The following is a 19,024-nucleotide window of genomic DNA, read 5'->3' as shown; positions in this document are numbered from 1 at the left end:
CTATTACGTTTGTGCTCAAAAATTGCGGCTAATAATAGCTTAGCTGTCCTTGTTTGAGAATGGGGACGTGATTTTGATCTCGTCTGGTAGTTGGTTTAGGTGCCAGTTTTCGACACCCCACCTCAGTATTTCCTGTTGGCTAGCTTGCTCTAATTCTTTATCTAAATCAAAGCCTAAGAAGCGCATTGCAAGCAATGTTTCAGGCTTGGGATTGTCCAGACTGATGCCTTCTGCGCGGTTCTGCTTCGACAGTTTGTTGCCGCGTTCATCGATGGCTAACGGCAGGTGTAAGTACTTAATTGGCGTTTTTTTAAGCATTTGATATAAGCTGATTTGTCGACCTGTCGGCTCGATCAAGTCTGCGCCGCGAACCACTTCAGTGACTCCCTGATGAATATCATCCAGCACAACGGCGAGATTATAGGCAAACAATCCGTCCCGGCGTTTAATGATGAAATCTTCCCGTGCCAGAGCAGATGGAATGTCGATGCTGCCATGTCGTAAGTCGGTAAATTCAGTCACCGGATGAGTCATAGTTAGCCGGACGGCACAGGGTTCAGAAGTCATCAGCGTTTTATGACGGCATGTACCCGGATAAAACCCGCCCGCTTCTTTGATCTGCTTACGGCTGCAGTTGCAGTTGTAAGCCAACCCTTCTTTCAGCCATTGATCAATTTGTTGTTGATAAACGCCGTGACGTTGGCTCTGAAACAGCACTTCACCATCCCAGTGAAGCTGGTAAAAGTCCAATGTCTTTAAAATGAGGTCGGCTGCCCCTGCCATTTCTCTCGGTGGATCCAGATCTTCCATTCTCACTAACCACTTTCCAGATTTTGAGCGAGCCTGAAAGTAGCTGCCCAAAGCAGCGATTAAGGAACCAAAGTGAAGCGGACCAGAAGGCGAGGGGGCAAAACGCCCGATGTAGTTAGAATTGCTCATGGTAATCATCAAAAAAGGGAGCTGACAGGCTCCCTTTTATCATTGCTCTTGCTTAGCTTGTGTTAGCCTTGCATTTGTTTTTCTTTCATTTCAGCAAGTGTCTTACAGTCGATACACAAATCGGCTGTTGGACGAGCTTCTAATCGGCGAATACCGATTTCAACGCCACAAGATTCGCAGTAACCGAAATCGCCATCTTCGATCTTGTCGAGAGTTTTCTCAATTTTCTTGATCAAGCGACGCTCACGGTCACGGTTTCGTAGCTCTAGGCTGAACTCTTCTTCCTGAGAAGCACGGTCAACAGGATCTGGAAAGTTTGCTGCTTCGTCTTGCATGTGATGCACAGTACGATCGACTTCTTCCCTGAGCTGATTACGCCAAGCTTCTAAAATCTTAGTGAAGTGAGCCAGTTGCCTTGGTGACATATACTCTTCACCCGGCTCTTCCTGGTAAGGCTCAACACCTGCAATTGCTAGGATGCCTAGCGTTTTTCTTTTGGTAGTTTCTGGCATACAGCATCTCCTACTTACACCTTTTGACTGCCCAGCAGTCAATCAAGGCGGGTATCTATAGCAGAAAGAATAGCAGTAGGCAATGACTCGCAAGCGTGGGTCTCTGCCATTGTGAAGGTTGCATCATTTTTCATAGATTGTTGATAAAATCAACACTTTGAACCAATTGCATTTCACGTTCGGAGATTTCTGCCTTATAGCAGAGTATCTCAACACCGCTTTCTTTTGCTTGATTTAACAGTTGTGAATATTTCGCATCTATATGGTGGGCTGCCGACACTTTTTCAATACCAGTATGTAAAACAGTAAAAAAAAGTATGGCTCTGCTTCCACTTTTTGCGACTTCTATCAACTCACGAAGGTGCTTTTGCCCCCGCGTTGTGACCGCATCAGGAAAATAGCCGTGTCCATTCTCTTGCAATAACGTCACACTTTTTACTTCAATATAGCACTTCGGGCGATCTTCGCTTTCGAGTAGCACGTCAATACGACTGTTTTCATTGCCATATTTGACTTCCGTTCGCAAAGATTCGTACCCAGTTAATTCCGGAATTCGCCCAGACTCAATGGCTTCAACGACAAGCGCATTGGGTCTTGCTGTGTTGATACATATTAGGTCACCCTGAGCGTTTTGCGAAAGTTCCCAACTGCAAGGGTATTTTCTTTTCGGATTATCCGAGGTGGAATACCAAATGGTGTTACCTGCATCAGCACATCCGGTCATCGCTCCGGTGTTCGCGCAGTGAATGGTCGTTGTGGAACCGTCATCAAACTCGATATCAGCCAAAAAGCGCTTGTATCTTTTGATGAGTGTCGCACGTTGTAGAGGTGGGTTAAATTCCATGGGCGTGTTTGGGATTCAATACTGTTTTTATGTACAATGCTTGCCTGTGTTTTGCGACCAGGCAAATCATCAAGAACTGTTCATTACATCACAAGGATCATTCATTGTCACAGCTCCCGATAGAATCTGTGTTGCCTGAACTACTCAGCGCGGTTCGTTTAAAACAGCAGGTTGTTTTGAAAGCCGAGCCCGGCGCAGGTAAGTCCACTCATTTGCCTTTACAACTGGTAAAACAGAATGTTGTGAGTGGAAAAATCATCATGCTTGAACCCAGAAGGCTGGCAGTGCGAAATATCGCCCACTATCTTGCGTCTCAGCTCGGTGAAAAAGTCGGAGAAACCGTCGGGTTCCGCGTGCGAGGCGAAACCAAAGCAAGTAAACACACTCGACTGGAAGTGGTAACGGAAGGCATTTTGACCCGAATGATCCAGTCTGACCCAGAGCTGGATGGGGTCTCACTGGTGATATTTGATGAGTTTCATGAACGCAGCATTCACGCCGATACCAGCCTTTCGTTTTGTCTGGAGATTCAGGAAGCTCTGCGTGAAGACCTAACTTTGCTGGTGATGTCAGCCACTCTTGATGAGTCTGCACTGACCAAATTGCTTCCGGAAGCCGCATATATTGAATCAGAAGGGCGCGGTTATCCCATTGAGTATCGCTATGCCCCCATGTCGGTGAATGACCGACTATCGACTTCTGTAACCAAGCAAATCCAATCCTTACTGGCTAATGAGTCGGGCTCGATACTGGTTTTTTTACCGGGTGCAGGGGCGATTAATCAGGTGAAAGAGAATCTTGGCGAACTGGATAGCAAGACCGATGTTTACCCATTGTACGGGCAACTGAATTTTTCCGAGCAGCAAAAAGCCATCTCTCCACCTGAACAGGGCAAGCGAAAGGTCGTACTGGCGACCAATATTGCCGAAACCAGTCTGACTATCGAAGGCATCCGAATTGTGGTCGACAGTGGGTTAGAGCGATTTGCTTCTTTCCAGCTCAAAACGGGTATTACCAAACTAGAGCAACAGCGTATTGCGCAGTCTTCGGCTCATCAAAGGGCAGGGCGTGCGGGTCGATTGGAAGCTGGGATCTGCGTGCGCCTGTACAGTGAGCAGCAACTACTTCAACAACCAAAAATTCCTACGCCAGAAATTCTCCGAACGGATTTGTCTTCTGTGATGCTGGAAATGCTTCAGTGGGGGAACAGTGAATTTTCACCGCAGCACTGGCTGGACGTACCAACTCAGTCTTCGATTACTGCCGCAACGGATCTTCTCAATCAACTGGGTCTTACGGATGGGCAAGGCAAGTTGACGGAGCTAGGTACTCAAGCACAGACACTTGGAACCGATCCTAGAATGGCGGCTATGTTGCTCAAAGCACGTCAAAAAAGCGCTGAACATTTGAGTACCGCTATTGCGATGGTGGCGTTGATAGAAGAGCCTGAAAGAAGCGGCGACAGTTTGATTCACTCAGCTCAGCGCTTAAAAGATGGACGTCACCAACATCAACACAAAGTTAAAACGAGAATCTTAGCTCTGAACACCAGACTAGGTGTTCAACCTGCCGCTTTCAAATTTGATGAACTTTTATCGGGCACATGCCTTTGTTGGGCGTTTCCTGACCGAATCGCGAAACAAAGATCGGCAGGAGGGGAAAATTACCTTCTGGCGAACGGGCATGGCGCGGAGGTGGATTCGCTTTCCTCGTTGAGTCAAAACGAATTTTTAGTGGTTGTCGACCTGATGAAAGGGCGAAACAGTGACAGTAAAATCCACTTTGCTTGCCCCCTTGATTCAATTCCAGATGAATTGATAAAACAAGGTGTGTTTGTTTATTGGGACGACCAAAAAGGAGAACTTATAGCGGAAGCACGCACATCCATCGGTGCGATTGTTTTGGAAGCGAAACCAACAAAAGAGATAACAGAAGATCAAAAATCACAGGCTCTGCTGAATCATATCAAACAAAAAGGATTGGATGTGTTGTTCTGGTCAGACAAAGCCTCGGGGTTACTGAACCGAATTCGCTGTGCTCGCGAGTGGCTCTCAGAAGAATCTTGGCCAGATGTCTCAGATTCCGGCTTAGTTGAAAATCTCGATAAGTGGTTGTTGCCATTTATGAATGGGGTTTCTAACATGAAGGCGTTAAAAAAAGTGGATATGTATCAGGCACTCAATGCGTATTTGGGTTGGCCTTTGAATCAGAGTATTGATGAATGGCTCCCCGAGCGTTATCCACTTCCGACTGGGCAGACACGTGAGATTCGCTATCAGGAAGGAAAGCCACCGCACCTTTCTGCCAGAGTTCAGGAAGTGTTTGGGGAACAGGCATCTCCGAGAATAGCCAAAGGAAAAATTGCCGTAACGTTAGAATTGTTGTCTCCCGCAAGGCGACCTATTCAAATAACCCAAGACTTAGCGGCGTTTTGGCAAGGGTCTTACCATGAAGTCAAAAAAGAAATGAAAGGGCGATACCCAAAACATCCATGGCCAGATGATCCGGCTAATCACGAAGCCACCACAAAAACCAAGCGACAACTGAATTCATGACAGAGAAAAAGAAAACGTCAGGGCGAACCACAAAAAAGGCGGCGACTAAGAAGCGAAGCCCCAGAAAACCGGCGACTAAACGAAGAACAAAGAAGAAAGTACAGAGAGGTTGGCTGCGAACTCTGTGGAGCCTGACATGGAAAAGCGCCGTGACAGTATTCGCGGTTTTGATTTTTGTTGGGATCTATCTGGATAGCGTCGTCAGGCAGAAATTTGATGGACAGCTATTTGATTTACCAACGGTGGTTTATGGCCGCGTTCTAACATTGAGCCCGGGAAGCCCTGTTACCTTACCCCAGCTTCGAAAAGAGCTGGACGTACTCAACTACCGTAAAGTGCGTTCACCCAGACACCCAGGTGAGTATTCCTCCTCTTCCACCAAGATAGAACTCATTCGCCGTGAATTCGAATTTGAAGATGGTCCCGAAGCGTCACGACACGTCATGCTCTACTTCAATGAGCAGGGGCTGGAGCGAATTAAGTCGCTGGAATCAGAGCGAGACATGGGGTATTTACGCATCGATCCCAAAATGCTTGGAATGCTGGAAAAGAACACCGAAGAAAATCGACTGTTTTTGAAGCGAGAGCAGTTCCCAGAAGTGCTGGTGGATGCACTTCTGGTGACCGAAGATCGGGATTTCTATCAGCATGAAGGGGTGTCTCCTTTTGCCATACTGCGAGCACTGGTTGCGAATGTAAAAGCAGGTCGAACTGTGCAAGGTGGCAGTACGCTGACCCAGCAGTTGGCTAAGAACTTATTCTTGTCGCGCGAACGAACGTTGTGGCGAAAAGTGCGTGAAGCGTATATCGCGCTGATTTTAGATTATCGTTACAGCAAAGATCGCATACTCGAAGCCTATTTAAATGAAGTGTATTTGGGTCAGAGCCGTGGAGAAGCCATTCATGGGTTTGGCTTGGCTTCAAGGTTGTATTTTGGTCAGCCTTTACAAGAGTTGCGTATTGACCAGATTGCCTTGCTGGTTGGTATGGTTAAGGGACCATCTTATTACAACCCGGTTCGCAAACCAGAAAGGGCGAAAGAGCGTCGTGATTTAGTGCTTCGTCTGATGATGCAGCACGACATTCTAACTGCTGCTCAGTTTGAAATGGCGGCAAGCCGAGATTTGGATACACAGGAAAAACCGCAGATTGCCAGCAGACAGCCTGCATATTTTCAGCAAGTTAGCCGCGAGTTGAAGCAAAAAGTCGGCGACGCGTTTCAGCGTCAGGCTGGGCTAAAGGTATTTACGTCTCTGGATCCGGTATCTCAGTTTGAGCTGGAGAAAGCCATCAAATCGAAAATTCCGCAACTTGAGCTTCGAGCTGGAAAAGGGCTGGAAGCCGCAGGCATTGCGGTTGACCGTCGAAGCGGAGAAATTCGAGCCATGGTAGGAGGCAAACGAACCGGTTACGACGGATTTAACCGGGCACTGAATGCATCCAGACCGATTGGCTCTCTGGCTAAACCCGCGGTTTATCTGACTGCATTGCAAAGCCCAGCAGAATTTACATTAGCGACGACCCTCAAAGACACGCCGTTCTCGCTCAAAGGAAGCCAGGGCAGTGTGTGGTCGCCAAAAAACTACGACAGAAAGTATCGTGGTGATGTGTCGCTTTACCAGTCCTTTGCTAAGTCACTCAATGTGCCTACGGTTAGGTTAGGGCTGAAATTGGGTATTCCCGCGGTGATGGATACGTTTGAGAAGCTCGGTGTCGATCGACAGGAAATTCGCCCGGTGCCGTCTATGTTTCTCGGATCATTTTCTCTGACGCCATATCAGGTGTCTCAGATGTATCAGACACTCACCAATTCCGGAAAAAAAGCGCCATTGAGTGCGTTACGCAGCGTCAAGGATCTGGAAGGGAATGTGCTTTATCGTTCAATTCCTAAAGTGTCCCAGCGCGTACCTCAACAGGCTGCCTGGCTAACGACCTATGCAATGAAAAAAGCGGTATCTGAGGGAACTGGCCGCTATTTGCAAGGTCAATTTAGTCGCATGACACTGGCGGGCAAAACGGGAACCAGTAATGATACCCGGGACAGCTGGTTTGTTGGTGTCGATGGGCGAGAAGTGGTGACCTTGTGGCTTGGAAGGGATGACAACAAACCCACCAAGCTGACAGGAGCAAGTGGTGCACTTCGGGTTTATCACCAGTACCTGCAGAACCGGATACCGGAACAACTGATTCTTCCATGGCCAGCACAAATTACGACCATGGGGTTTGCTCTTAAACCGGATGGTGGTTTAAAAATAGATTGCAAAAAAGCATTTACGTTGCCCGTATGGGATAAATCTGGTGACGTAAAGGAAGCATGTAAAAGCGGACCTGCCAATTGGTTAAGCCGCTTATTCGAATAGCTGGGTTAATGTTCTCAGAGTCACTGACCCATAAATAGGAGGTCTCTTGTTTCATTTTTGGTGTAAAGGAATCGCCGCCATTATTTTGAGTGCGGTACTACTGACTAGCCAGATGGCATTGGCAAATTCTGAAAATGAAACAGAGAAAGAGCGTCCTGTTATTGCGGTTGTATTGGCTGGGGGTGGTGCCAAAGGTGCTGCCCACATTGGTGTCCTAAAAGCGCTGGAAGAGATGCATATTCCGGTTGATATCATTACAGGTACCAGCATGGGCGCATTTGTTGGTGGCATGTACGCCACCGGGATGTCTGCCGATGAAATTGAGTCCTTCATCCACACCATAGACTGGAGTTCTGGTTACAGAGACAGGGTTAATCGCGACCAGCTTCCCGTTCGTGAAAAACAATATTACGACCGCTATCAGATTCAAACTGACCTTGGCTTACGTTTTGGTGATGTAACCGCACCAAAAGGTGTGGTTCAGGGGCAGAACATGCATCGAATTCTGCGCGAAGCCGCAGGAAACATCCCCCCAATGTACTCTTTTGATGAACTCGCCGTACGCTATCGAGCTGTCGCGACCGACATTGTGAAACTTGAACCCGTCGTTCTGGATAGCGGATATTTGACCGATGCCATGATGGCAAGCATGTCTGTTCCCGGTGCCTTACCTCCATTCCCTATGGGAGAAAAGCTGCTTGTTGACGGTGGTGTGACTAACAATATGCCCGTTGAGCTGGCGCGGGAAATGGGGGCGGATCTGATTATCGCTGTTGATATCAGTACCGACTATCAATCCCGTCACGAATTAAAAACGTTTATCAATGTAGGCGACCAGCTATCGAACTACATGGTTCAGCGAAGCACCCATCGCCAGTCGAAGAAACTAACGAACAAAGATATTCTGTTAAGTCCAAAAGTCGGCGATATGTCGACAACCGACTTCTCTCGAATGCCTGATGCTTACGAACTTGGTTATATTGCTGCCACCGAATCAAAAGAGGCGCTTCAGCGCTTCGCGACCAGCCCGATACAGTATCAGGTATACATTAACCGTAAGCAGGATGCGAGGCGTTCTATTGTTTACGGTGATCAGCTGATTGTGGACGAAATCGAAATCATCAACAATAGCCACTACAACGATAACGTCCTCAAACAGTTTTTGTCGCTTGAGCCCGGTAAACGATACACCTTGGATGAATTGGAAACTCGGGTTCACAGCCTCTACTCCTTAAACCGATTCGAACAGATTTTGTACCGCTACGATCAGGACGACAAGGGAAAAACTACGCTTTATGTCGAAGTGAATGAAAAGGAGTGGGGACCAAACTATGTCGATTTCCGCTTCTATCTGGAAGACGATTTTCAGAACACAAGCCAATACTCGATCGGGCTAAGTGTTAACTTCACCGACTTAAACGACAAAGGCGCTGAAATTCGCACTAATTTAGAAATGGGGTCTGATAAGCTTATTGAAGCTGAATGGTATAGCCCTATATTCAATGAGCAGAAGCTGTTTACCAGTGCTTCGATGACTTATGTGAATGAAAATCGGCAGTTGCCTTTTGATGAAGATTTTCTGAAAGAAGTAACGTTAGCGGGGAGCAAAGATTTCCTGCCGATCAACTATGTTCAATTTACAGCAGAAGCAGCACTGGGGATCGCACCTTCTTTTAATCATGAATTTAAATTCGGTGCTCGGTATACGGTCGGCGATTTCTCTCTGTCTTCATTGCCCAAATTTGGCACGCAGAATTTCAACCGAAAAGGACTTTTTGCGCGTTATCGATACGATACGTTTGATGATATGAGTTTTCCAGCGGAGGGGAACTTAGCTCACTTTGAACTATTGGCGTCAGAAGACAACATACAAGAGGATCAAAAAGAAACTTATACCGAAGACCGGGTCAATGAAGTGACCATTCAACTGGGTACCGCACACAGCTATCAACGTCATACTTTGGTCGGAATGGCTGAATATGAGGTGACCCGCAGCCGGAATGCAACCATCCCGATAATGCCTAAGTCTCTGGGAGGGTTTCTGAATTTGTCTGGTTTATCAGGAAATAGTTTGATCGGACAGAACAAAATTTTCGGCAGTTTGGTGTACCGTTACCGTTGGTTTGATAACGACTTCGGCTTGTTCCGCTCTCCGGTTTACCTCGGAGCTTCAGCGGAATATGGCGGAGTGTGGTCTGATCCCAATTTGAAAATCAGTGAAGCGCCAATGTACGTGGCTGGGTCGGTTTTTGCAGGTGTGAAATCTCCGATTGGGCCTATAATTTTAGCGTACGGGCAAACAGAAGAACGTTTCAGTTCGGTATACCTAATCGTGGGAACGGCTTTTTAACGCGAATAAAAATGCTTAAATTCATAGAACTTTAGTCTCAAGTTGCTATGTTGGTCAAAATGATAAGATTTTAATTTTAAGTTAAATTTGCTATTCTCCACCCCACAGTTTGGCCCTATGCCGCTGTTGATTATTAAGAATCAGAATAAGACTATTCATAATAAAAGCGGCAAGGCAGCCAAGTTTTTCCAAGGATGTTTGCACCTCTTGATCACAAGGGAGGTCAAACCGCAATGAGAGGAATGAGTCGTGCTTGAAGCCTACCGTAAACACGTCGAAGAGCGTGCCGCAGAAGGAGTCGTTCCAAGACCCCTTGATGCTGAACAAGTCGCAGGACTTGTAGAATTATTAAAAAATCCGCCCGCAGGCGAAGAAGCTTTCCTAATTGATCTTCTAGAAAATCGTATTCCACCTGGTGTAGATGAAGCCGCTTATGTTAAAGCTGGATTCCTAACCGCCGTTACCAAGAATGAAGTTACATCCCCATTGGTTAGCCGCGAGAAAGCCGCGGAACTATTGGGTACGATGCAAGGTGGTTACAACATCGAATCGCTGGTTTCTCTTCTTGATGATGCAGATCTGGCGCCAATTGCTGTTAAAGCACTTTCTCATACACTTCTTATGTTCGACGCGTTTTATGACGTTGAAGAGAAAGCCAAATCTGGCAATGCTTCCGCTCAGCAAGTACTTCAGTCATGGGCTGATGCTGAATGGTTCCTAAGCAAGCCAGAGCTAAAAGAAAAAATCACACTTACTGTATTTAAAGTAACGGGTGAAACCAATACTGATGACCTGTCTCCGGCGCCGGATGCATGGTCTCGTCCTGATATCCCTGTTCACGCTCTGGCTATGCTGAAAAACGAACGTGAAGGTATCAACCCAGATTCTCCGGGAACTATTGGTCCAATTAAGCAGATTGAAGCACTGCAAGAGAAAGGTCACCAGCTTGTTTACGTCGGTGATGTTGTAGGTACTGGTTCTTCTCGTAAATCCGCAACTAACTCCGTACTTTGGTTTATGGGTGACGACATCCCTAATGTGCCAAACAAGAAAGCGGGTGGTTACGTACTTGGCGGTAAAATTGCCCCTATCTTCTTCAACACAATGGAAGATGCAGGTGCACTGCCAATCGAAGTGGATGTAACTAAGCTGAATATGGGCGACGTTATCGACGTGTACCCATTTGAAGGTAAAGTTTGTAACCACGAGTCTGGCGAAACACTGGCTGAATTTAGCCTGAAAACAGACGTATTGATTGATGAAGTACGTGCTGGTGGTCGTATCCCTCTTATCATCGGTCGTGGTCTGACAGACCGCGCTCGTGAATCTCTGGGGCTGGAGTCTTCAGACGTATTCCGTCGTCCGGTTTCAGCAGCGGATACTGGTAAGGGCTACACCCTTGCTCAGAAAATGGTGGGTAAAGCGTGTGGCGTAGAGGGTATTCGCCCAGGCACTTACTGTGAGCCTAAGATGACAACAGTAGGTTCTCAGGATACAACTGGTCCTATGACTCGAGATGAGTTGAAAGACTTGGCGTGTCTAGGCTTCTCTGCAGACCTGGTTATGCAGTCATTCTGTCACACATCAGCGTATCCGAAACCTGTTGATGTGAATACTCACCACACATTGCCTGATTTCATCATGAACCGTGCGGGCGTTTCTCTTCGCCCTGGTGATGGTGTAATCCACTCATGGCTAAACCGTATGCTACTTCCTGATACTGTTGGTACAGGTGGTGACTCGCATACTCGTTTCCCTCTGGGTATTTCTTTCCCTGCTGGTTCTGGTCTGGTTGCTTTTGCTGCTGCAACAGGCGTTATGCCTCTTGATATGCCGGAATCGATTCTGGTTCGCTTTAAAGGCGATATGCAGCCAGGTATCACACTGCGTGATTTGGTACATGCCATCCCTTACTACGCGATTCAGCAAGGTCTTCTGACTGTTGAGAAAGCAGGTAAGATTAATGAGTTCTCTGGTCGTGTTCTTGAGATCGAAGGTGTAGAGCACCTGACGGTTGAACAGGCATTTGAACTTTCAGATGCATCTGCAGAGCGTTCAGCGGCGGGCTGTACTGTTAAGCTATCTCAATCGTCGATTGAGGAGTACCTGAACTCGAACATTATCATGCTTAAGTGGATGATCTCTGAAGGCTATGGCGATGTACGTACCATCGAGCGTCGTATCACAGCAATGGAAGAGTGGCTGGCTAATCCTGAGTTGATGGAAGCTGACTCTGACGCAGAATATGCTCACGTGATTGAAATTGATCTTGCAGAGATTAATGAACCTATCCTGTGTGCGCCAAATGATCCGGATGATGCTCGTCTATTGTCTTCTGTACAAGGAACAAAAATCGATGAAGTATTCATTGGTTCTTGTATGACCAACATTGGTCACTTCCGTGCAGCTGGTAAGCTTCTTGATAAGCACAACGGTCAGCTGGATACGCGTTTGTGGATAGCACCACCAACGAAAATGGACCGTGACCAGCTTACAGAAGAAGGCTACTACGGTATTTATGGTCGTGCGGGTGTTCGTATCGAAACTCCGGGCTGCTCCCTGTGTATGGGTAACCAGGCACGAGTTGCAGACAAAGCGACAGTAATGTCCACATCAACGCGTAACTTCCCTAACCGTTTGGGTACAGGTGCAGACGTGTTCTTAGCCTCAGCTGAGCTAGCCGCAGTTGGTGCGATTCTTGGGCATATCCCTTCTAATGAAGAGTACCTGGAATACGCGAAGCAGATTGATGCGACAGCAGCGGATACGTATCGCTACCTGAACTTCCATAAAATGGATCAGTACACCAAGAAAGCTGATACGGTGATTTTCCAAGAGCCAGCATAAGCTTAAGGAATTTCTGATATCCAAAGCGCCCCAACCGGGGCGCTTTTTACTTTTCAATCTCACTATCGCACCACTCACTTCCTCTTTATTTTCTAAAATTAGAATTAGGTGAGCTTCGCCTCTCCTTCTACTAAGTGATACACTCCGCTTCCTCTGAAATTTGCGGGTAACAGACAATGGAATACCAATTCACTAAAAACAGCTTAACGGGTGACTACATGGTCAAGTGCAGCATGGGGCATGAGATTGTGGGGCGCTGGTTGCAGGAAGAAGTGAACGCTCAGCTCAGTGTTATTGATGGTATTCTGCAGCGACTCGAATGGATGACGGAAGGTCAGCATCATGAAGATAAAATCGAAGGTCGTGAAATCAGCGTGTTGATCAATCGCGATGAAGTGGTGATTCAAGAGAATGGAATCGAGTTCGAACAGGAATGCGCTGAGCCAGATATGTATCTTTATGAAAGTGAAAGCAGCGCAGCTTGTGGATTTGAAGACTTTGTCGAATTAGTAAAAGCCTGGAAGGCGTTTGTAACGTCATACTAAATAAAGCGTTTAGGTCTTCATTCTCAAAATACTCACCATTTTGGGGAAAGATATGAGCTCTGCTTCAAATTTGGGAAGAGGATGCACAATTTTTGTGCATCCTCTTTTTTCATTTTACGACCGCTACTTCTTAAATCCCTTTAAATCATTAAGTTAGGTTTTTGGCACGCTCCTTGATTGTTGCTTGTGTGTTAACGGATTACACCATTTTAGAGAGGACGTGATGAAACTTATAAATGCCATTGTTAAGCCATTCAAACTCGACGATGTAAGGGAAGCATTATCTGATGTAGGTATTGAAGGTATGACGGTTAGCGAAGTGAAAGGCTTCGGTCGTCAGAAAGGTCATACCGAGCTATACCGCGGAGCCGAATACCAAGTCGATTTTCTACCAAAAGTAAAATTAGAAATTGCCACACAGGCAGAAAACGTAGACCGAGTAGTAGAAGCCATCACCAAAGCCGCCCACACCGGCAAGATTGGCGACGGAAAGATTTTTGTTTATGACCTTCACCAAGCGATTCGTATTCGTACTGGTGAAATGGATTCTGAAGCACTTTAAGGGATTGGGGATATTATTATGGAACTATCAGTAACAGTAGCTGAACTCAGATATGCACTAGACACCTTTTTCTTCCTCATTTCAGGTGCATTGGTTATGTGGATGGCAGCCGGCTTTGCCATGCTAGAGGCGGGGCTTGTACGCTCTAAAAACACCACAGAAATCTTAACGAAAAACGTGTGCCTGTACGCGATTGCCTGTACCACTTTCTTGCTTGTGGGCTACAACATTATGTATGTCGATAATGCAGAAGGGGGCTGGTTACCATCCTTTGGTGCCTTGATTGGTACTCAGGGTGAAGGTGCCGATCACTCACTTGAGTCCGACTTCTTCTTCCAGGTAGTGTTTGTTGCAACTGCGATGTCCGTTGTATCCGGTGCAGTCGCTGAGCGAATGAAGCTTTGGTCTTTCCTAATCTTCTCAGCCGTCCTGACTGCCTTTATTTACCCAATGGAAGGCTACTGGACATGGGGCGGTGGTTTCCTTGCAGAAGCAGGTTTCAGTGATTTCGCTGGCTCAGGTATTGTTCACATGGCTGGTGCCGCAGCAGCGTTAGCAGGTGTGGTGCTTCTGGGGGCTCGTAAAGGTAAGTACGGAAAAAATGGTGAGATTTATCCAATTCCGGGCTCAAACATGCCTTTGGCAACGCTTGGTACATTCATCCTATGGTTTGGCTGGTTCGGCTTTAACGGTGGCTCGCAGTTAATGGTTTCAGACTTTGAAAACGCAACAGCGGTAGGTCAAATCTTCCTGAACACCAACGCAGCAGCGGCGGCAGGTGCAATTGCAGCACTGCTAGTGTGTAAAACAACTTGGGGCAAAGCTGACCTGACTATGGTACTTAATGGTGCATTGGCTGGTCTGGTTGCTATCACTGCTGACCCACTATCTCCTTCTCCGTTAGTGGCTGTTGGTATCGGTGTAGCGGCAGGTGCGCTTGTTGTATTCAGTATTGTTGCGATGGACAAAGTGAAAATCGATGACCCAGTTGGTGCGATTTCAGTTCACGGTGTATGTGGCTTGTTTGGTTTGATGATGGTGCCTGTCAGCAATGCAGATGCGGCTTTCTCAACTCAGCTATTGGGCGCAGCGGTTATCTTTGGCTGGGTCTTCGGAGCAAGCCTGGTCGTGTGGTATGTACTGAAAGTAACTATGGGTATTCGAGTTTCTGAAGAGGAAGAACTGGAAGGTATGGACATGCACGATTGTGGTGTGGGTGCATACCCTGAGTTTGTCTCAGTGAAGTAATATAAGATCTGAGACGAAACAAATCGTTACTAAATTTAATGATAGACCTGTCAGAAATGGCAGGTTTTTTTGATCTTGATACAGAATGGATGATTGTCAACCGAAGGAGTTTGAATATAATAAGGCGACTGATAAACATTATCATTATTGCTTTCACAAAGGACTAAAACGATGAAAAAACTGCTGACTCTTTCAGCCATCGCGTGTGGTGTTATTGCTCCTTCTGCTATGGCCGCTGAAGAAGTGAACGTATACTCTTACCGTCAGCCTTTCTTGGTTGAACCAATGTTTAAAGAGTTCACTAAAGAAACGGGTATCAAAGTAAACGTTAAATTCGCTAAAAAAGGTCTGGCTGAAAAGCTGGCTCAGGAAGGTGAATACAGCCCAGCAGACGTTATCCTAACTGTAGACATCAGCCGTCTTGCAGAACTGTCTAAAAAAGGTCTAGTTCAGCCAGTAAACAGCGATGTAATCGAAGCAAACATTCCTGCTCAATACCAAGACGACAACAACGAGTGGTTCGGTATCACAACTCGTGCTCGTAACGTTTACTCTTCTCGTGACCGTGTTGGTAAGCTAGGCAAAGACTTCACTTACGAAGATCTAGCTAAGCCTGAATTCAAAGGCAAAATCTGTACTCGTAGCGGTAAGCACCCTTACAACGTATCTCTAATTTCTTCTATGATTGCTCACAAAGGTGAAGCGGCAACGAAAACTTGGCTAGAAGGCGTGAAGGCAAACCTTGCACGTACTCCACAAGGTAACGACCGTGCACAGGTTAAAGCGATCAAAGAAGGTCTATGTGACGTTTCTCTGGGTAACAGCTACTACCTAGGCAAGATGGTAAACAACGAAGAGCAAAAAGCTTGGGCTGAAGCGGTTTACATCAACTTCCCTAACCAAAAAGCAGCGGGTACTCACGTAAACATCAGTGGTATGGCTATGGCGAAACACTCGCCAAACAAAGCAAACGCTAAGAAACTGATGGAATTCCTAACGAAAGACAAAGCTCAGTCTATGTACGCTGAAGTTAACTTCGAATACCCAGTTAAAGCGGGTGTTAAGCGTTCTGAGCTAGTGGCTTCTTGGGGTGACTTCAAAGCGGACACTATCTCGCTTGAAGAAATCGCAGCTAACCACTCTAAAGCGATCAAACTTCTAGACGAAGTTAAATTCGATCTGTAATGCGAAACATTTGCTCAATCTATTAGGTTGAGCATATGGTTCTAAAGCCATCATAAGCAGTGTAGATAGTAGTAACTATAAGATGTTACTTACTTCTTTCATTGTTAATGATGGCTTTGTTAGTTTTTAGGGATTGAAAAGCAAAATGAGAGTCGTTTTGATATACTTTCCTAAATACCATGTTTTCTATTAGGGATATAAAGTGTCTTGGCGACAGGAGCCTCGCATTTTGTATTGCTGTAAAGTCGCTGGGCAATGAAAGAAAATCATACCACTTGGAAAGTCGGCAGCTGGAGTGTGGCTGGGCTGTTGGCGCTACCGATAATCGCCATTTTTTATATGTCCATCGGTGAATCGGAAATCTTTCCACATCTGATGAGCACAGTACTGCCAATTTATATTGCCAACACCATTAAACTGGTCACCGGAGTCATGCTGTTGTCACTGTTACTGGGGGTTCCCAGTGCCTGGCTAATGGCTATGTGCAAGCTTCCGACCGAGAGGATTTTGCAGTGGGCACTGGTGCTTCCATTGGCAATGCCCAGCTATATCGTGGCATACGTTTACACCGACTGGTTTGACTTTCCCGGTCCCATTCAAATGCTCCTCCGTGATCTTACGGGGTGGGGACCAGGCGAATACTGGTTTCCAGACATTCGAACACTCACTGGTGCGGTCATAGTTCTGGCACTGGTGCTTTACCCTTATGTTTACCTGCTCGGGCGAGCAGCGTTTATGGAGCAGAACGTTTCTCTGCTTCAGTCTGCAAGATTACTTAAGTGCTCACCTCTGACGAGCTTTTTCAGAATCTCTCTACCGTTAGCCAGACCTTCTATTGCTGTTGGGCTTTCTCTGGTGGCGATGGAAACCATTGGTGATTTCGGAACCGTGAATTATTTTGCTGTTCATACATTAACGACCGCCGTTTACGATACGTGGCTAGACCATTCGGAGCTTTCAGCCGCAGCAAAAATCTCATCCATCATGCTGGTAGTAGTGGTGCTACTGATCAGTGCCGAGCGATACAGCCGTCGCCGTCAGAAACTTTTTCAGTCCCAGTTTAATAGCCATGAAGACGTACGCTACGAGCTGCAAGGTTGGAAAAAGTGGGCGGCGCTCACTTGGTGTTGGGGGTTGGTTGCCGTTGCGTTTGCACTTCCTCTGCTTCAACTCGGTTCTTACGCCTATACTTATTTTGCACAAAGCTGGACGGAAGAATTTCGCCAGTACTCCATTAATAGCTTGCAGGTTTCTTTGTCTGCCGCGGTGATTGGTGTAGCTGTCGCTTTGGTAGTGAATTTCTGCCAACGCGTTAATCCCGGTCGCAACAGCGTCATGTCTATGCGATTTTCCTCCATGGGATACGCCGTTCCTGGGACGGTTCTCGCCATAGGTGTGATGACGTTTGTGACCCGAGTGGAGCACGGTATCAATGATTTTGCTAAATGGATGGAGTGGGCACCTCCGGGGCTGTTCTTTTCCGGCTCAATGCTTGCACTGATTTTTGCTATGGTTGTGCGTTTTTCCGCTGTGGCGATTGGCAGCATCGAAAGCAGCATGAATAAGATATCGCCTTCTCTCGATATGGCGACTCGGACCATGGGGTGTAATGCCAACGAGATGCTAAGAAGAATACATTTACCGCTGGTACGTCGTGGTGCGTTGATCGCTGGTCTGCTCGTGTTTATTGAATGTATGAAAGAGCTTAATGCCTCTTTACTGCTTCGCCCATTTAACTTCGAGACGCTGGCAACCTACGTGTATAACTACGCGTCGGACGAACAGCTAGAGCTGGCGGCAATGCCAGCCGTTTTATTGGTACTTGTGGGACTTATCCCCTTGATTATGGTTAACCGTTCACTGGAGCAAAATCACTGATGAGTTGCGCATTAACTATTGAAAACCTGACGTGTAAGTACCAAACGCAGACGGTGCTGGAATCATTATCCCTCACCGTTCAGCATGGCGAGATCGTTTGCTTACTTGGTGCCAGTGGCTGCGGAAAGACCACCTTATTGAAAGCCATTGCCGGATTACTTCCTCTTGCTAGCGGAACCATGACACTCAATTGCCAGACTATAGATAACGGCAAGGACTGGATCCCACCAGAGAAGCGGAATATTGGCATGATCTTCCAGGATTATGCGTTGTTCCCTCATCTAACCGTTGAGCAGAACGTTGGGTTTGGGTTGCGTACTGCGAGCGAAAGTGAAAAGCACGCAAAAGTGCAGGAGATGCTGAAGCTAGTCAAACTGGATGAATTTGGTGATCGGTTCCCGCATCAGTTATCAGGTGGTCAGCAACAGCGTGTGGCGATAGCCCGTTCACTGGCGTACAAGCCGGATCTTCTGCTTTTGGATGAACCATTTTCTAATATCGATACGCAAGTTCGCCATGAATTGATCCGCGAAATTCGTAAGATCTTTAAGGCGCAAGGAGTGACCGCGATCTTTGTGACCCATAGCCGTGAAGAAGCATTCGCGTTTTCCGACAAAATGGCGGTGATGAACAATGGTGTTATCGAGCAGTTTGGTAGTGCCTCGGAACTGTATTACCAGCCATCCAGTAAGTTTGTGGCAGATTTCCTTGGTGGCGGCAGTTACCTCCCAGCCAAGCGAGTGTCTACCGATAAATTTGATACCGCGTTCGGAGTGTTAGGTGCGCTAGCGCAAGCAGATATTCACGTTGATCAAGAATGTGAGCTGTTATTAAGACCTCAGCACATTAAGGTCAGCGCGGCAGATGAAAGCAGCATACAGATCCTGGAACAGCAGTTTATGGGCGATCACTGCCGCTATGTGATTGAGGCTAATGGAACTCGCCTGATCGCCAGTTCTTCTGAGGCTCTGGACATCAACCAGAAGGTCAATGTGCAGATTGAATCCGATGGCGTGTTGGCGTTTTAATACCAGCTACTTACTGCGATTGGTAGAACCTCATTCTGAGAAGAAAAGAGAAAGCCCAGCAAACGCTGGGCTTTGATTTTGGACCTATAGGGGTATATCACCAGTCTAACGGCGAACACTGAATAGTGACTAGCTATTCAGTGCGTCCAAAACACTTTATACAACAATTGT

Annotated in this window: 13 protein-coding genes; 10 read left to right on the top strand and 3 right to left on the bottom strand. The window is 46.8% G+C overall.

Translation table 11 applies throughout. The annotated features are described in order from the left end of the window. Positions 1 to 39 precede the first annotated feature (39 nt). The 3 genes from gluQRS to sfsA form a co-directional block, all read right to left on the bottom strand. On the bottom strand, positions 40 to 948 hold the full coding sequence (gene gluQRS / locus INR79_RS14780; RefSeq protein ID WP_223097027.1) for a tRNA glutamyl-Q(34) synthetase GluQRS: 909 nt from the start codon (positions 946 to 948) through the stop codon (positions 40 to 42). Positions 949 to 1,001: 53 nt separating this feature from the next. Next, the gene (dksA, locus tag INR79_RS14775) at positions 1,002 to 1,451 is read right to left on the bottom strand and encodes an RNA polymerase-binding protein DksA (RefSeq protein WP_004401898.1); all 450 of its coding nucleotides are present in this window, start codon (positions 1,449 to 1,451) and stop codon (positions 1,002 to 1,004) included. A gap of 130 nt (positions 1,452 to 1,581) precedes the next feature. Beyond that, positions 1,582 to 2,295 (bottom strand): DNA/RNA nuclease SfsA, encoded by a 714-nt coding sequence (sfsA, locus tag INR79_RS14770; RefSeq protein WP_022551491.1) that lies wholly within the window; start codon positions 2,293 to 2,295, stop codon positions 1,582 to 1,584. Positions 2,296 to 2,399: 104 nt separating this feature from the next. Here sfsA and hrpB point away from each other — a divergent pair, with 104 nt between their 5' ends. The 10 genes from hrpB (at position 2,400) to INR79_RS14720 (ending at position 18,853) form a co-directional block, all read left to right on the top strand. After that, positions 2,400 to 4,850 (top strand): ATP-dependent helicase HrpB, encoded by a 2,451-nt coding sequence (hrpB, locus tag INR79_RS14765; protein ID WP_223094865.1) that lies wholly within the window; start codon positions 2,400 to 2,402, stop codon positions 4,848 to 4,850. Next, a complete protein-coding gene (gene mrcB, locus INR79_RS14760; RefSeq protein ID WP_223094863.1) occupies positions 4,847 to 7,210 on the top strand; it encodes a penicillin-binding protein 1B in 2,364 nt (787 codons plus the stop codon). The genes hrpB and mrcB overlap by 4 nt, the downstream gene beginning before the upstream one ends. A 112-nt stretch (positions 7,211 to 7,322) precedes the next feature. Then, a complete protein-coding gene (locus INR79_RS14755) occupies positions 7,323 to 9,560 on the top strand; it encodes a patatin-like phospholipase family protein (RefSeq protein ID WP_410482901.1) in 2,238 nt (745 codons plus the stop codon). Positions 9,561 to 9,809: 249 nt separating this feature from the next. Next, entirely contained in the window at positions 9,810 to 12,407 is a 2,598-nt protein-coding gene (acnB, locus tag INR79_RS14750; RefSeq protein ID WP_022551487.1) for a bifunctional aconitate hydratase 2/2-methylisocitrate dehydratase, read from the top strand. A gap of 176 nt (positions 12,408 to 12,583) precedes the next feature. After that, positions 12,584 to 12,952 (top strand): YacL family protein, encoded by a 369-nt coding sequence (locus INR79_RS14745; protein ID WP_022611996.1) that lies wholly within the window; start codon positions 12,584 to 12,586, stop codon positions 12,950 to 12,952. A gap of 223 nt (positions 12,953 to 13,175) precedes the next feature. Further along, on the top strand, positions 13,176 to 13,514 hold the full coding sequence (glnK, locus tag INR79_RS14740; protein ID WP_004401910.1) for a P-II family nitrogen regulator: 339 nt from the start codon (positions 13,176 to 13,178) through the stop codon (positions 13,512 to 13,514). 18 nt (positions 13,515 to 13,532) lie between these two features. After that, positions 13,533 to 14,762 (top strand): ammonium transporter, encoded by a 1,230-nt coding sequence (locus INR79_RS14735; protein ID WP_004401911.1) that lies wholly within the window; start codon positions 13,533 to 13,535, stop codon positions 14,760 to 14,762. A gap of 171 nt (positions 14,763 to 14,933) precedes the next feature. Continuing rightward, positions 14,934 to 15,947: a Fe(3+) ABC transporter substrate-binding protein gene (locus INR79_RS14730; RefSeq protein ID WP_223094859.1), complete on the top strand. Its 1,014-nt coding sequence runs from the start codon at positions 14,934 to 14,936 to the stop codon at positions 15,945 to 15,947. Positions 15,948 to 16,202: 255 nt separating this feature from the next. Beyond that, complete coding sequence (locus INR79_RS14725; RefSeq protein ID WP_004401913.1) at positions 16,203 to 17,825, top strand: ABC transporter permease; 1,623 nt, start codon at positions 16,203 to 16,205, stop codon at positions 17,823 to 17,825. After that, on the top strand, positions 17,825 to 18,853 hold the full coding sequence (locus INR79_RS14720; RefSeq protein WP_223094857.1) for an ABC transporter ATP-binding protein: 1,029 nt from the start codon (positions 17,825 to 17,827) through the stop codon (positions 18,851 to 18,853). Before INR79_RS14725 ends, INR79_RS14720 begins: the two co-directional genes overlap by 1 nt. The last annotated feature ends 171 nt before the right edge of the window (positions 18,854 to 19,024 follow it).

Source organism: Vibrio sp. SCSIO 43132, from assembly GCF_019904195.1.
GTDB classification, from domain to species: Bacteria; Pseudomonadota; Gammaproteobacteria; order Enterobacterales; family Vibrionaceae; genus Vibrio; species Vibrio nigripulchritudo.
Note: the sequence above shows the minus strand (reverse complement) of the source record. Positions and strands in the feature narration are given on the sequence as shown.

Bases quoted from the DNA above. Each gene is read 5' to 3' on its own strand.
- gluQRS (WP_223097027.1), bottom strand. From the start codon at position 948: ATGATTACCATGAGCAATTCTAACTACATCGGGCGTTTTGCCCCCTCG.
- dksA (WP_004401898.1), bottom strand. From the start codon at position 1,451: ATGCCAGAAACTACCAAAAGAAAAACGCTAGGCATCCTAGCAATTGCA.
- sfsA (WP_022551491.1), bottom strand. From the start codon at position 2,295: ATGGAATTTAACCCACCTCTACAACGTGCGACACTCATCAAAAGATAC.
- mrcB (WP_223094863.1), top strand. From the start codon at position 4,847: ATGACAGAGAAAAAGAAAACGTCAGGGCGAACCACAAAAAAGGCGGCG.
- INR79_RS14755 (WP_410482901.1), top strand. From the start codon at position 7,323: ATGGCATTGGCAAATTCTGAAAATGAAACAGAGAAAGAGCGTCCTGTT.
- INR79_RS14745 (WP_022611996.1), top strand. From the start codon at position 12,584: ATGGAATACCAATTCACTAAAAACAGCTTAACGGGTGACTACATGGTC.
- glnK (WP_004401910.1), top strand. From the start codon at position 13,176: ATGAAACTTATAAATGCCATTGTTAAGCCATTCAAACTCGACGATGTA.
- INR79_RS14735 (WP_004401911.1), top strand. From the start codon at position 13,533: ATGGAACTATCAGTAACAGTAGCTGAACTCAGATATGCACTAGACACC.
- INR79_RS14730 (WP_223094859.1), top strand. From the start codon at position 14,934: ATGAAAAAACTGCTGACTCTTTCAGCCATCGCGTGTGGTGTTATTGCT.
- INR79_RS14725 (WP_004401913.1), top strand. From the start codon at position 16,203: ATGAAAGAAAATCATACCACTTGGAAAGTCGGCAGCTGGAGTGTGGCT.
- INR79_RS14720 (WP_223094857.1), top strand. From the start codon at position 17,825: ATGAGTTGCGCATTAACTATTGAAAACCTGACGTGTAAGTACCAAACG.